At 26.0% G+C, this 14600-nt stretch carries 12 protein-coding genes and 2 CRISPR repeat arrays; of the genes, 4 read left to right on the top strand and 8 right to left on the bottom strand.

From position 1 onward, the window contains the following. Window positions 1-5 precede the first annotated feature (5 nt). Complete coding sequence (locus tag ACTG47_RS08435) at window positions 6-227, bottom strand: helix-turn-helix transcriptional regulator (RefSeq protein ID WP_407815291.1); 222 nt, start codon at window positions 225-227, stop codon at window positions 6-8. A gap of 152 nt (window positions 228-379) precedes the next feature. Here ACTG47_RS08435 and ACTG47_RS08430 point away from each other — a divergent pair, with 152 nt between their 5' ends. After that, on the top strand, window positions 380-781 hold the full coding sequence (locus ACTG47_RS08430) for a helix-turn-helix domain-containing protein (protein ID WP_407815290.1): 402 nt from the start codon (window positions 380-382) through the stop codon (window positions 779-781). 33 nt (window positions 782-814) lie between these two features. Then, window positions 815-1162: a helix-turn-helix domain-containing protein gene (locus tag ACTG47_RS08425; RefSeq protein WP_479926809.1), complete on the top strand. Its 348-nt coding sequence runs from the start codon at window positions 815-817 to the stop codon at window positions 1160-1162. A gap of 10 nt (window positions 1163-1172) precedes the next feature. On the opposite strand, the gene ACTG47_RS08420 is transcribed toward ACTG47_RS08425, so the two are convergent. From ACTG47_RS08420 to ACTG47_RS08410, 3 genes are all read right to left on the bottom strand, one after another. Further along, window positions 1173-1310: a hypothetical protein gene (locus tag ACTG47_RS08420; protein WP_176699547.1), complete on the bottom strand. Its 138-nt coding sequence runs from the start codon at window positions 1308-1310 to the stop codon at window positions 1173-1175. A gap of 415 nt (window positions 1311-1725) precedes the next feature. Beyond that, a CRISPR array of direct repeats spans window positions 1726-2864; the repeat unit is 29 nt; unit sequence CTTTACATACCACATAGTTAATATAAAAC. A 266-nt stretch (window positions 2865-3130) separates the two neighbouring features. Beyond that, the gene (locus ACTG47_RS08415) at window positions 3131-3976 is read right to left on the bottom strand and encodes an SHOCT domain-containing protein (protein WP_479926808.1); all 846 of its coding nucleotides are present in this window, start codon (window positions 3974-3976) and stop codon (window positions 3131-3133) included. 243 nt (window positions 3977-4219) lie between these two features. After that, window positions 4220-4372: a type I toxin-antitoxin system toxin gene (locus tag ACTG47_RS08410; protein WP_004454589.1), complete on the bottom strand. Its 153-nt coding sequence runs from the start codon at window positions 4370-4372 to the stop codon at window positions 4220-4222. Between the two features lie 437 nt (window positions 4373-4809). Further along, a CRISPR array of direct repeats spans window positions 4810-5883; the repeat unit is 29 nt; unit sequence CTTTACATACCACATAGTTAATATAAAAC. A gap of 327 nt (window positions 5884-6210) precedes the next feature. Here ACTG47_RS08410 and ACTG47_RS08405 point away from each other — a divergent pair. Then, complete coding sequence (locus ACTG47_RS08405) at window positions 6211-7329, top strand: site-specific integrase (protein WP_479926807.1); 1119 nt, start codon at window positions 6211-6213, stop codon at window positions 7327-7329. 255 nt (window positions 7330-7584) lie between these two features. Next, window positions 7585-8862, top strand: coding sequence for an amidohydrolase family protein (locus ACTG47_RS08400; RefSeq protein WP_479926806.1), 1278 nt, complete (start codon window positions 7585-7587; stop codon window positions 8860-8862). Window positions 8863-9139: 277 nt separating this feature from the next. Here ACTG47_RS08400 and ACTG47_RS08395 read toward each other — a convergent pair whose 3' ends face one another. From ACTG47_RS08395 to ACTG47_RS08380, 4 genes are all read right to left on the bottom strand, one after another. Continuing rightward, on the bottom strand, window positions 9140-9868 hold the full coding sequence (locus ACTG47_RS08395) for a hypothetical protein (RefSeq protein WP_479926805.1): 729 nt from the start codon (window positions 9866-9868) through the stop codon (window positions 9140-9142). Beyond that, the gene (locus ACTG47_RS08390) at window positions 9861-12101 is read right to left on the bottom strand and encodes a M1 family aminopeptidase (RefSeq protein ID WP_479926804.1); all 2241 of its coding nucleotides are present in this window, start codon (window positions 12099-12101) and stop codon (window positions 9861-9863) included. Before ACTG47_RS08390 ends, ACTG47_RS08395 begins: the two co-directional genes overlap by 8 nt. Then, the gene (locus ACTG47_RS08385; protein WP_479926803.1) at window positions 12101-12976 is read right to left on the bottom strand and encodes an ATP-binding cassette domain-containing protein; all 876 of its coding nucleotides are present in this window, start codon (window positions 12974-12976) and stop codon (window positions 12101-12103) included. Before ACTG47_RS08385 ends, ACTG47_RS08390 begins: the two co-directional genes overlap by 1 nt. 206 nt (window positions 12977-13182) lie before the next feature. After that, window positions 13183-14586, bottom strand: coding sequence for a HAMP domain-containing sensor histidine kinase (locus ACTG47_RS08380; RefSeq protein WP_479926802.1), 1404 nt, complete (start codon window positions 14584-14586; stop codon window positions 13183-13185). Window positions 14587-14600 lie beyond the last annotated feature (14 nt).

Below are 14600 nucleotides of genomic sequence, written 5' to 3'. Positions count from 1 at the left end.
ACTTATCATCCTCTCATACACTTTTCGTGTGATTTGTTTTCAAAAAAAATTTCATCTATATTTACTTCTTTGAAAGCTTTTTTAAATTTCATAAGAAAGTTAAAACTTGGATTTCTAATTCCCAACTCTACTTTTGAATATAGGGTTAGTGTCAGACCTAACATGTTCGCCATTTCTTTTTGAGTCATTCTTTTAGAATTTCTAAAATCTACTAAACTATTATACATTTAATCACCCTCTCGTTTTACACGTTTCGTGTGTTTATATTTATATAATACACCACACATTTCGTGTTGTCAATGTTTTTTTATACTTTTCGTGTAGTATCATTTTTTTCTACACTTTTTGTGTTATTATAAATCAAAAAGGAGTTTTCGAAATGTTTGCAAAAAGATTAAAAGAACTTAGAATAGATGCCAAATTAAAACAGTCTGAATTAGCTCAAAAGTTAGATATATCGCCTAGCACAGTAGGCATGTATGAACAAGGTCGAAGAAGTGCTGACCAAGAAACTTTGTTAAAAATATCGGATTTATTTGATGTATCTATAGATTATTTATTAGGAAAAACAAATGTAAGAAACAATTTATTTATAAATAAAAGTGGCAGAGATTACGATGCTGAAAACTTTAAAACAGAAAAAGAACTTATTGAAAATATGAATCTTGATGAAAGTATGAGAAAAGTTTTTAATGTATTCAGTGAACTAAGTCCAGACGCAAGAGAAAAAGCTTTAAAAGTGGCAGAATTATTTTTATTAGATGAAAAAAATAAAAAATAATCTATTTTAATTTCTAGAAGGTGAAGTTTAATTATGAATTTCGGTCAACGGCTAAAAGAAATGAGAGTTCAAAAAAATTTAACTGGCGAAGAACTTGGTAAAATACTAAATGTAACAAAAGTGGCAATAAGTAATTGGGAAAGTGGTAGAAGATTTCCTAGTCAGGATATATTAATATCAATATCAGATTATTTTGATATATCTCTAGATTTCTTACTATGTAGAGAAAATGAAAAACAAGCTTTTTTTTATAACAAAGTTAATCAAGAAAGCTTAGAAAAAATTATACTTTTATTCAATAAATTAAGTTTTGATTCACAAGAAATACTTTTGAAAACAGCTACTGCTTTTTTTGAAAAAGAAAGTAACACTTCTAAATAAAAAAGAGGATTCAATCCTCTTTTTTATTACTTTTGTACATTTCTTCCACTTTCACTTTATATTCATTGATTTTATTCTCATTCAAATCTTTTAATTCTTTCATAATTGAATTTAATCTTGAAATATCATTATACTTTGACTTCTCCACATACTCTCCCCCTATCACAAGAACTTATGTTCTTATTTTTAGTTAAAAACTCCCAACAATTTTTAATAAAAATTATGTAATTATACCCTTTCATTTCTAGAAATATTTTTAGATTATTCAGAATTGTCTTAGATAATTATCTTACTTACATAATAATACTTTTGATTTGCTAATGCAATAAAAAAAGCGTAATTGTAATAAAAAAATCGAATTTTGTAGATAGTTGGAATTTTTTTCCAATTAAAGGTATTATTAATCGAGTTTTTTATTATATTTTTTTATTAAAGCTTATTTTTATAATATATTTTAAAAATATCTTATATTAACAATAAAAAACTGTGATAGTTAAAATCAAATTTATACTTATCATAGTCTTTTTCTTCTTTTGATTTAAAATTTTTTAAAAACAACAATAATTCTTATACCACTTAGTTAATATAAAACATTCTGTATTTATAGAACACTTGTACGTATTACTACTTTACATACCACATAGTTAATATAAAACGGGAGATATTGTGAAATCAAAGAAAATATTATCGCTCTTTACATACCATATAGTTAATATAAAACTAAATAGCACTATACCAAAAACAAATAAATATTGTAACTTTACATACCACATAGTTAATATAAAACACATATATAAGAATTAAGTTAAAAGAGGTGATTTTGACTTTACATACCACTTAGTTAATATAAAACTTGATTTTTCTCTAGGTTTAATTTATCTATAGTCGTCTTTACATACCACATAGTTAATATAAAACCTGTTGCTTCTGTATTAGTTACTACTCCTTTCGATACTTTACATACCACATAGTTAATATAAAACTTGACTAAGTTACTTTCTAAAACCCTTCCATCTTGCTTTACATACCACATAGTTAATATAAAACGCTATTTTTACATGCAGACGAATTTTTTTTATTGATGCTTTACATACCACATAGTTAATATAAAACACAAATGATATAATATATTTAAAGATAGAAATAAGGCTTTACATACCACATAGTTAATATAAAACGAGAATCAAGTTGAACGGAATCAAAGGTTAAATTTTGCTTTACATACCACATAGTTAATATAAAACTACTCTATTTTCTTTTTAAACTTATCCCAATAAGAAACTTTACATACCACATAGTTAATATAAAACGATTCTCTTGCTACTTTATCGGAAGTTGCTCCAATCTTTACATACCACATAGTTAATATAAAACCTTAACTATGTCGGTAGTTGGTATTAACTCGTTGTACTTTACATACCACATAGTTAATATAAAACTAGATTGAAAAAGTATCTTAAGTTTTTGTAGAGTTACTTTACATACCACATAGTTAATATAAAACCTGAAAAAGAAGTTATAGATGATACTAATAAATTTAGCTTTACATACCACATAGTTAATATAAAACCATTCCACAAATTGTATAACTTATCTTGATTTAAAATCTTTACATACCACATAGTTAATATAAAACAATATATATCCTCCAAATAAGATATTAGTCTACACATCTTTACATACCACATAGTTAATATAAAACCCCAAAATAAATTGGGTATTTCCAATACTTACACCTATACAACTCTCTCAAATTTGCAGTGAACCATGAGTAGTGCAATTGATAACGCTTATCACATCTCCTCAATTCCTTACATTGCAACTGTTAAAGCCTACTTTATCACAAATATCGCTCACTGCAAAATTTCTATATTTTTATTATATCATAAAATTCAAACTATAAAATTAAAATGGAATAATTTATCAATTTAAGAGCACCTACATATTTGTAAGTGCTTACTATATTATCTATTCTAATAATACCTTTTTCTTTTTATTATATTCTTCCTGTGTAATTGCACCTGAGTCTAACAACTCTTTTAGTTTCTTTATTCTATCTAGTGGGTCAATTCCACTATTTCGAATATAATTATTATCATTGTTTTTTTCTTGTCGTAGCTTTTCTTCTTCTTTAGTTTCAACCTCTTCTTCTCGAAAATATATATTTTCAACTTCATCTACATTGTTTCGAATTTTGCTAAAATCTTGAATCTTAAAATGATTCAATATACCACCATCATCTTTTGAATAAAAATCAAAATAGACTGTATCTATTTTAAATTTTTTCACCTCATTAACTATTTCTTTTATAAATTTTTTACACTCACCTAAATCTTTAAATTTTTCGTTTTGCAAACTTAAATCAACAAGCATCCTCCCTCTACCTTCACTGACTTTTAACTCATAACGAGAACCTTTATATTCTTGAGGTATTAATGGTTCTAACTTGGCTTTCAAATATTCTTCACTTATTTCTATACCATATTTTTCTTCTTTTTCTTTTTTCCTTCTTTCATCCTCTTCTCTATTTGCTCTTTGCCATTCTTCTTCTTTAGCTTTTTCCTCTTTCACTCTTTGCTCTTCTCTAATAGCCATCTTCTCTTCTGTATATGGGCTTATATCATCCCAAGCTGCATATAAATATATTGTAAAAATAAGAAACAAATAAGATATAATACACATAGCTCTTTGTTTTTTTCTAACAAAATAAATAATTATTAATGATGCCAAAAGCACTAAACTTCCTGGCATAAACCCTATAAAAATAACTATTCCTAATAACATTAATATTATTGCTACTATTATCGCTGACATAATAAAATCCCCCACAAATTACTCATCTCACTCAATATTATAACATAATTTGGTAAAACAAAAGCACCTACCATTTAAGTAAGTGCTTTCTTATTTGCAGTTTTTACAATTAGATTTATTCATTAATTTAGATTCATTATCATTGTTTATAATAATTAATGTTAAAATTTTTTTATTGTGGTATAATAAAAGCAAGAAGAACTACAATCTATTTGCGGTAGAGTGAAGTTCTATAACTGAAAGTTATTTTTTACGATGATATTTAAAATTTATATCAATCTTTAAGTCACTCTTTGCGGTAGAGTGGCTTTTTACTTTTTTGATTAACTTGCTAATCAAGTAAACTATGTAACTAGCTGTTACACTAGCTAACACATTAAATAAAAAATTATCCATACATACTCACCTCCCTTCTATACGTTGGGAGGATAATCTTTTGTATGAACTCCACTCTATAAATTGTAGATTACATCTTCTTGCTAAAAATATTATAACATATATATTTACATATTTTTCCCATATATTACTTTTTTCATTATAATCACATCCTTTCAATAAAAAACACCTACTATTTAAGTAAGTGTTTTTAGTATTTTTAATTTTAAGCCCATATAGTTAATATAAAACTGCATCTTTTTATCTAAGTGATTTATTAAAACATTTCTTTACATACCACATAGTTAATATAAAACTTAGAATATGAAAGAACTTATCGTATGCCAATATTGCTTTACATACCACATAGTTAATATAAAACTTAACTACATACTGACTTAATATCATAGTTAATATAAAACAAATTGATTTTAAAGAGTTCATATTTAGTAATGATTTCTTTACATACCACATAGTTAATATAAAACTAATTTGTTTGTTTTGTAAATCGTAGGAATGAGTGCCTTTACATACCACATAGTTAATATAAAACCAATTATTAGATTTTAATAAATTAATATAAAAATCTACTTTACATACCACATAGTTAATATAAAACATTACTTCAATCGAAAAATGTCTTCAGGAATATCTACTTTACATACCACATAGTTAATATAAAACCAGGGTAACCTTTGCTTACTATAATTGTTAATTCTTTCTTTACATACCACATAGTTAATATAAAACAGGGGATTCTAATGAAGATGGAAGCCCAAACGAAAGCTTTACATACCACATAGTTAATATAAAACATTAAATTCAACTACATATCCATTTACTTTAAACTTCTTTACATACCACATAGTTAATATAAAACATAATAAAAGTCAGTTAGAGATGTTCATGGAGAACACTTTACATACCACATAGTTAATATAAAACGAAATAACATTTAATAATTTGTGGGCTAATGAAATAACTTTACATACCACATAGTTAATATAAAACTGGAGGAACATTCGTAACACAGAATAAAATACTTCCCTTTACATACCACATAGTTAATATAAAACACCTCAACTTGAGCAAGATATAAAAGATGCTAAAAACTTTACATACCACATAGTTAATATAAAACGTAAAATTAAAAAAATGAAGTTATAACACCATTAATTACTTTACATACCACATAGTTAATATAAAACTAATATTGGAGTTTATATTCCTTACGCTGATTCTTCCTTTACATACCACATAGTTAATATAAAACCTTGCTGGTGTTACTTATGACCTTCCGTATGTTCCCTTTACATACCACATAGTTAATATAAAACGCTTTGCTTGAAAATGAGTATATCAAAAAAGCATTCTTTACATACCACATAGTTAATATAAAACAGAATCAAGTTGAGCAGAATCAAAAGTTAAACTTTGCTTTACATACCACATAGTTAATATAAAACCTTTGTTCAAAATAGTTGGACAAGGCTTTTTTTAATTCTTTACATACCACATAGTTAATATAAAACCCCAAAATAAACTTAGCATTTTCAATACTTACACATATACAACTCTCTTAAATTTGCAGTGAGCGACTAGTAGTGCAATTGATAACACTTATCAAACCTTCTCGATGTCTTATATTTCAACTGTTAAAGCATACTTAAACAGAAAAATCGCACACTGCAAAACTTCTATATTTTTATTATATCATAAATAGATTATTTTTGAATATTTGTAACAATTTATAATTTAATAAAAATAAATATTTTTTAATAAACTCTGAAAATTTTTTTCACTTGTTATAAAATATAATTAAGTAATTAATTCAAATTAACTCAAAGGGTGGTGCTCTTATGGATATTAAGTCAGCTTTCATAAGAAAAAGAAATGAGAAATTTCATGTATATGTGGAGTATGTGGAAGAAGAAACTGGGAAAAAGAAACAAAAAAGTTATGGAAGTTATGAAAAGAAAAAAGAGGCTGAAAAACATTTAATTGAAATAAAATCGACTATAAACAATAATAAGTTTGTTGCTCCAAGCAATATCACTGTAGTTGATAGGTGCATCAAATATTTAGAAGATAAAAAAATAAATTTCTCTCCTAATACATTAAAAAACCGAAGAGATATAATAAAAAATCAAATTCAACCATTTTTTGATGAAATGAAATTAACCGATATTACACCTTCTATATTACAGACTTATATAAATACTATCTACAATAAAACTGCGCTAAACTCTGCAAAAAACATAGTAGGTTTTTTAAAAGCTGTATTAAAAGAAGCATATAGATTGAAAGAAATACAAGAAAATATATGTGAATTTATAATAACACCAAGTAAAAGAGATACTACTACACACAATTTTTACACTAAAGAAGAAGCTAAATCCTTATTAGAAAAATCTAACAATACCATCTTATGTATTCCTATTTATCTCATGTTAACACTTGGATTACGTTTTGGAGAAGCTATAGCTCTTAGATGGTCTGATATAGAACTTGATAAGAAAATTGTACATGTAAATCAAATTCTAGTGTATGTTGATAGTGTTATAAGTTTTAAAGAGCCTAAAACATTAAAATCAAAGAGAACATTATCAGCACCTGATGAATTAATAAGTTTATTAAAAGAAGAAAAGCTAAAACAAAACAAATTAAAATTACAAGGAATATTAAAAAATGAATTAGACCTAATATGTCTAAACTCAAAATTCAAACCTTGGACTCAACCAAATTTTTGTATACCTTTCAAAAGACTATTAAAAAATAATAATCTTCGAGATATAAAGATACATGAATTAAGACATACAAATGCAAGCTTACTTCTTCTAGCTGGAACCAACATAAAAATAATTTCTGAAAGATTAGGACATACAGATATAAAAATAACTATGAATAGATATTCTCACATTTTAGATGAAATGGATAAAGAAGCATCTGAGAATATAAGCAATGTTCTCTTTAAATAATGTTCAGTTTTATGTCAGTTAAATGTCAGTTAACATCATATTTTTCTTAAATATTAGCTAAATGTCAGTTGAATGTCAGTAGCATGTATCTTAGGATATGATAGCAAACAACTGTATTTCACCACTATTTACTATTATATAATAGAATTTATATCTCAAATTTGATATAATACATATGGTAAAATTTTAATTTATAAGACTAAAAGATGACCTACATATATTAAAATTAACAAATTTAAAACTAAGGAGACTTATATGTTAAAGGCAATAAAAGGAAATATAATTTTCACAAAAACTTCAGATGCTTTCACAGTATTTGAAAATAATTACATTATACTGGACAAAGGCAAAGTAATAGGAATCTTTAAAGAAATACCTAAAGAATATAAAAATATAGAAATAATAGATTACACTGATAAACTTATAATACCTGGCATGAATGACCTTCATTGTCATGCATCTCAATTTAAAAATCTAGGAATGGCTATGGATAAAGAACTTCTACCATGGCTTGAAACTTATACATTTCCAGAAGAATCTAATTATGCAGATATAGAATATGCAACAAAAATGTATAGAAAATTTGTGAAAGAAGTTTGGAAATCTGGAACTACAAGAATAACTGTATTTGCTACAGTACATAAGGAAGCTTCTATGAGACTTATGGATATATTCAAAGAAGTTGGACTTGGAGCATACGTTGGTAAAGTAAATATGAATATGAATTGTCCTGACACTTTATTAGAAAATACCTATGATTCTATTTCTGACACAGAAGAAATTATAAACAAATACAATGATACAGATTCTATTGTAAAACCAATCATAACTCCTAGATTTATACCAAGCTGTACAAGTGAACTTTTAAAAGGCCTCGGTGATTTATGTTTAAAATATAATATTCCTATGCAATCACACTTATCTGAAAATCATGATGAAATTGAATGGGTTAAAAGTTTAGAGCCTAAATCTAAATTTTATGGAGATGCCTATAATAGATATAATTTATTTGGTCAGACTCCTACACTAATGGCTCACTGTATTCATTGCTCTCAGGAAGAAATAGATTTAATGAGAGAAAACAATGTTATGGCAGTTCACTGTCCAGCTTCTAACTTTAATGTTGGTAGTGGAGCTATGCCTATTAGAAAATTACTTGATAATAATATTAAATTAGCTCTTGGTTCAGATATAAGTGGTGGGCATACTTTGTCAATATTTAAAGCCATAGTATCTGCAATACAGTTATCTAAATTATATTGGGTAAATTCTGGCAAGAAGTGTAATTTCTTATCCTTATCTGAAGCTTTTTATATTGCAACAAAAAGTGGAGGGAGTTTCTTTGGAAAAGTTGGTAGCTTTGAAGAAGATTATGATTTTGATGCATTAATTATTGATGATTCAGATTTGAATCATGCCAATTATTCTATACTTGAAAGACTTGAAAGATTTATCTATGTTGGTGATGATAGAAATATCATTCATAGATATGTATGCGGAAAATTAGTTGAAGAACCTAGTATAGAATTATAATAAAAATTTTAATCATGTAAAATTTATCCATATAATCTGTTTCATTTATATAACTACTATGAATAAAAGAGTATATTTTTAATCTCAAAACTATAGATTTAAAATATACTCTTTTTAGCTTATTTATAATTTTAGTGAATATAACATATTTTCACTAATATAATTTTCTATAATATAATCTACTCTTTACATTTAGGATTATATATATGTATCTATATATTAAGCCAAGATACTTATAGTTTTATAGAATTAATTAGCTCCTTTTTTGTAATTAATATTAAGCTTTACTTTTATTGTATGATTTACATACACTAAGTATTAAGATTGCACCTATAACTCCAAGAATCATTCTACTTATCAAAAACTCCACTGGCACATCAAATGCAAGATTCCCCATCCTATCTGCAACTTTATTTTCTATTATAGAATTTACAAGACTCTTGCCAGATATAATAGATAATACATTTGAATTTGTTAAAAGAAATGTTATTGGAATAAAAATATATAGTAAGTTTCCATTTATATTTCCAATAAACATACCTACACCTGATACAAATAATACTGATGGTATTAAAATAAGTAGTATTGGTTTTATAAGAGTTTCAAAATTATTAAATTGAAATAATCTAGTGTAAAAAATAAAGCTTATTGCAATTACAACTGTAACTGTTAGAAAATATGCAACCGCTATTGTAATACTTTTTAAGCAAAAATATGTTGTAGGCTTTATCTTAGTTGTCATAGTAATTGTTCTTACTGCTTCTTCTTTTTTTGAAAATATATATGTACAAAACATAAGAACTATAACAAGTAAAAATGGATTTACATCAAGTAAAAAACTAGAATAACTCCATTCTGAAAATGGTGCTGTATCATTTAAACCATAGATTGTCTTTGTCTTAAGTATATTGTAGGAGAACCATCCTGTTATTAATAGTAAAACTAAATAAACCTTAGAGAATAATAATCTCTTCATTTCATATCTTATTATTTTTAAATTATTCAAGATTCAATTCCTCCTCTGTAAGATTACAAGCTTTCAAGAAATCATCATATTTTAATATATTGTACTTGTACTTGTTATACAAATCTTTAAGAATATTTTCAAACTTGTCTTCTCCTAAAATTTCTTCTGCCTTCAAAAATTGTAATGGCATCTTATTATATAGAAGTCTCATAGAATTAGGTGATAGTATATTGAATACATAGTTTTCAGGCAATTTTTCTAAATATTGAGGATTATTCATATAGAAATTTCTGTTAAGCATGTCATTTTCTTTTTTCCAATTATCTATACTTTTTTTACTATATTCTTTTCCATATTCATACTCCATAAATTTATTAGTCACATAATTTGTTATACCTTCTGCTGACCAAGGAGGTACCATTTGGTCAAGTTGCACTATAATTCCCCACCATTGATGGCATATTTCATGTGCCAAGACTTCAGCTCCATTACTGCCTTCTCCTAAATTATCAAATGTATTTGAATTAAATACATTCTCATCCATGTAACTTATATTCTCATATGCTTTTCCTCCAGAGAACATTCCTGATGAAGCTCCTCCTTCCACTATTTTAAGTGGTATAACTTTATAACTATCTAATTCTCCATAATGCTTTGTATAAAAATTTATAGAATCTTTTATGATTTTCTCTGCATTTAGTTTATTTATTTTACTTTCATCTTTTTTATTATAATAAAACTGTGTTTTAATACCACCTGCTTGTATATCTTTTCTCACATAATCTGCAGCTATTATAGTTAATTTTGTTCCCTGTGTATTAAATTTCCATGTACATTCATTATTGTTCTTATCAACTTTTATCTTTTCTGTACTGATGCCACTTGTTATTGGTGTTATACCTGTAGGTAAAGTTATACTACCATGAACCATTGATTCCATTGTATTCATAATATCAATTTTAGGTTTTGGAAATACTGAACTGTTACTTAATATAACCTTCTCTCTACTTATTACATCTCCCATAAGTACATCTTGAAACAGTTGGTCATTTATCAATTTACCACCATATTTAATTTCAATTTTAAGTTTTTTATCTTTAGTTGTGTTTATACTAAATCTATTTGTTGCTTGCTTTTTCTTAGAAATATCAAATTCAGCTTTCTTTCCATTTATCTTGATATATTCAATGTTATATCCAGGATTTAAGTCAAAGTCTAGTTTTTGCTCCTTTCCACTAATATTTTCCATAGTGTATTCTACTTTTCCATCTAAACTTGCTTTTTTAGGATTTATTTTTAAATTAAGAATTGAATCAAGTAGTTTTATATTTTTATTTAACTTTTCCTCAGCTCTAGTGGCCATAACTACACTTGAACCAGACTTCTTATCTGTTACATTTTCCATTTTAATTGGAGGAGAATCATCATAATATGGCTCAAGTGCATATATACTATAAGAACCAGCAATCACTACTATAGTTAAAACTAATAATGGTATCTTCTTTACATTAATCAATATAGATGAAAAAATATTTTTTTCATATTTTCTTGTACACATTACTCCCACTAAATATATTGATATTGAGACGAAGCTCCAAAGTAATCTATTCCAATATAATGTTCTCAGTGATAAAGCATTTCCAAAACTAGAAGAGTAAATAGTAACCTTAGTTTGTACCCAGTCTATAATGTAACTATCTTTTATATTCATAGATAAGAATACTAAAATAAGTATCATAATAAGGCTTAAATCAATACGTCTTGTTATAGAATAAAATCCTGCTGAAAATAAAATGCTAAACAATATAGCTGGTAACATCAAAATCAAATAATTTATCATATAAATATTTAAACTAAAATTTTCACCCATCTTAATAATAGAATATGGAAAACATATAATCATTGAAATTATTACAGCCACTATAGCAGATATAATAATTGAAATTACTCTAGCTAAATTAATACTTTTCGCATCCATAATAGTTTCTATGATGCCATTGGTTTTATTTCTATAGATACTATCCATCTCATATATTGTAAACATCGAAAATAAAACTGTTCCTATTAAAGCTCCTAGTTTTGCTGGCTTAATCAAAGTAGATATGCTTAAACTAAATACTTGCTCCGAACTACCATGTGGCAATACTTTAGACATTTCATATATTATTATTGATATTACTGGAACTAATGCTATTACCAATATAAAAGCCCATGTAATCTTTGAACTAAAAAGTCTCTTTATCTCATCTTTGATAAATTTAATTGATTGCATTACTTTATCTCCTCCTCAGATATCAAAAACATATATGCATCCTCTAATGATGGTTCAACAGGTATTGCAAACTCTGGAAGCTTATGACTTACAATACGATATGAAGTCCCTGTAGTAGTAAGAATGTTTGATGTAACTTTAAACTTATTTTTTTTATTACTATGTATTTCTCCTTTTTTATCTTCATAAACTCCAACATGTCCTTTTGCTTTTTTAATCAACTCTTCAGAACTTCCATCAAACAGTACATTTCCTTTATTTATTACTATCAGTCTATTACATACAGATTGAACATCTTCTATAATATGTGTGGACAATATTACAATTTTATCTCTTGAGTTTTTTGAGAATAAGTTGCGGAAATTTATTCGTTCTTCTGGGTCTAATCCAACTGTAGGTTCATCCAGTATTAGTAGCTCTGGATTTCCCATTATTGCTTGAGCAATTCCAACTCTCTGTTTTTGACCACCTGATAAAGTTCTAATCTTTGAATTTTTCTTCTCTAATAAGTTAGTTTGAGTGATAACCTCTTCTATTATCTTTTCTGTATTCTTATTAATACCTTTTAAAACTGACATGTATTCAAGAAATTGATATACAGTCAGTTCATCATATAATCCAAATTCTTGTGGCAAATATCCTAACTTGCTTTTTAATTCTATTTCACACTGTTGAAGTGGTTTTCCATTTACTACAATCTGACCTGATGTTTGTAATATTCTTGAAGTCAAAAGCTTCATTAAAGTACTTTTTCCTGCTCCATTAGGTCCAAGTAAGCCTATCAAATTTGGACTTTCAAGGCTAATATTTATATCTTTTAATGCTCTCTTTCCTGCCTTATAAGTCATATTTAAATTTTTAACATCAATTTTCATACTTCACTCACCTTTCATTTTTTGATTTCTTATTTACAATTTTTATTATATAAATGAAATATGTAGTTAAGATGTTCTCAATTTGTTTTTTACATGGTAACTAAATATCCTTTATCTATATACTCATCAAAAAATAACCCTATACCAAAAATTTAAATTAACTTTAAAAATTTTAGTATAGAGTTATTTTATTGATAAAATATTTACTACAATTTATCTTCTAATACAACAGGAAATATAGCTGTAAACTTTACACCTTTTGATGTATTTTCAATCTTATATTTGATTCTATGCATATCAAATATAATTTTAATAATATATAATCCCAAACCACTTCCTCCAGATTGTCTACTTCGTGATTTATCTACTCGATAAAATGGATTAAATATATTTTCCATATCAGTTTCACATATAAATGCGTTTGAGTTCTCAACCTCAAGAAACCCACACTCATTATTATTATAAAAATCTATACTTACTAAAGCACCCTTTTCTGAGTGTTTAATTGAATTATTAATAATATTAGAAATAGCTTTTTTCATCAATTTTATATCTACAGAAGAGTATATATTTTTTTCTATATTCTTAATAATATCTATATTCTTATTCGTTGCTAGCATTGAATAGTTTTGTATTGATTGTTGAATTAATGAACTTATATTGATTTCAACTTCATTTAATTTAAATCCTGGTGATTCCATCCTAGAAATATCAAGAATTTCACGTACCATCTCTTCCATAGTTTCTACTACTTTAAATGAGTGCTTTAAATAAGTATCTCTATCTTTGTACATACAAATATTATATATCATTCCTTCAAGTTGACCTTTTATAATAGTAATTGGTGTTTTTAACTCATGAGATACAGCCACAAAGAAAGCTCTTCTACTTATTTCATTCTTTCTCTCTTTTTCAATATCTTCTTGAAGTTTTAAGTTTGCATCTTCAAGATTATTAAGTGTAATTGATAGGTTATATGCAAGTTCATTTAAACTTAACGCAAGAGACCCTATTTCATCACTACTATCTACATCACATCTATCATCTAGACTCATTTGAGCAATTTTTTTTGCAGTTTTACTTATCTTAACAACAGGTTTTGTAATCATACGAGAATAAATAAAAGCAGTTACAAGTGATACTATTAAAATCATTATTGCAACTATTGGTATAAGTTTTAGTAAAATTACAGATACTTCATCAATTGCCTTCAACTTTGGTGTGATAAAGATAACATATTCATCAGAACTATCTTTAAATTTAATATTAGTTGTTATTGTACTTGAATAACTACGTTCTGAAATTTGATTATTATTTAAGTATTTATATAAAAAATTATTTTCATTAAATATACTTTTTTGATTCTTATCTAATGCAGTATTTACATCCTCTTGTTTTTTGTATCTTACATTAGATGGTATCTTTACTACTTCTCCATTTTTAGTTAAACTAATATATACATCGTTTTTGACTATAAAGTCATAAAATTTAAATGCTGAATCTTCATATTTTGTTTTTTCAATATCTTTAGCAAATTTCTCTAAATTTTTTTTTATATCATCTGTTAAATATAACTTATATGTTTTTGGCATTGACATCATGATAAACATATAAATTAATGTAC

The organism is Clostridioides sp. LIBA-6622 (assembly GCF_056716095.1).
Note: the sequence above shows the minus strand (reverse complement) of the source record. Positions and strands in the feature narration are given on the sequence as shown.

What these genes read in the sequence shown, in the direction of transcription:
- ACTG47_RS08390 (WP_479926804.1), bottom strand. Translation starts at nt 12,101, where the DNA reads ATGCAATCAATTAAATTTATCAAAGATGAGATAAAGAGACTTTTTAGT.
- ACTG47_RS08425 (WP_479926809.1), top strand. Translation starts at nt 815, where the DNA reads ATGAATTTCGGTCAACGGCTAAAAGAAATGAGAGTTCAAAAAAATTTA.
- ACTG47_RS08430 (WP_407815290.1), top strand. Translation starts at nt 380, where the DNA reads ATGTTTGCAAAAAGATTAAAAGAACTTAGAATAGATGCCAAATTAAAA.
- ACTG47_RS08380 (WP_479926802.1), bottom strand. Translation starts at nt 14,586, where the DNA reads ATGTTTATCATGATGTCAATGCCAAAAACATATAAGTTATATTTAACA.
- ACTG47_RS08400 (WP_479926806.1), top strand. Translation starts at nt 7,585, where the DNA reads ATGTTAAAGGCAATAAAAGGAAATATAATTTTCACAAAAACTTCAGAT.
- ACTG47_RS08410 (WP_004454589.1), bottom strand. Translation starts at nt 4,372, where the DNA reads ATGGATAATTTTTTATTTAATGTGTTAGCTAGTGTAACAGCTAGTTAC.
- ACTG47_RS08435 (WP_407815291.1), bottom strand. Translation starts at nt 227, where the DNA reads ATGTATAATAGTTTAGTAGATTTTAGAAATTCTAAAAGAATGACTCAA.
- ACTG47_RS08385 (WP_479926803.1), bottom strand. Translation starts at nt 12,976, where the DNA reads ATGAAAATTGATGTTAAAAATTTAAATATGACTTATAAGGCAGGAAAG.
- ACTG47_RS08415 (WP_479926808.1), bottom strand. Translation starts at nt 3,976, where the DNA reads ATGTCAGCGATAATAGTAGCAATAATATTAATGTTATTAGGAATAGTT.
- ACTG47_RS08405 (WP_479926807.1), top strand. Translation starts at nt 6,211, where the DNA reads ATGGATATTAAGTCAGCTTTCATAAGAAAAAGAAATGAGAAATTTCAT.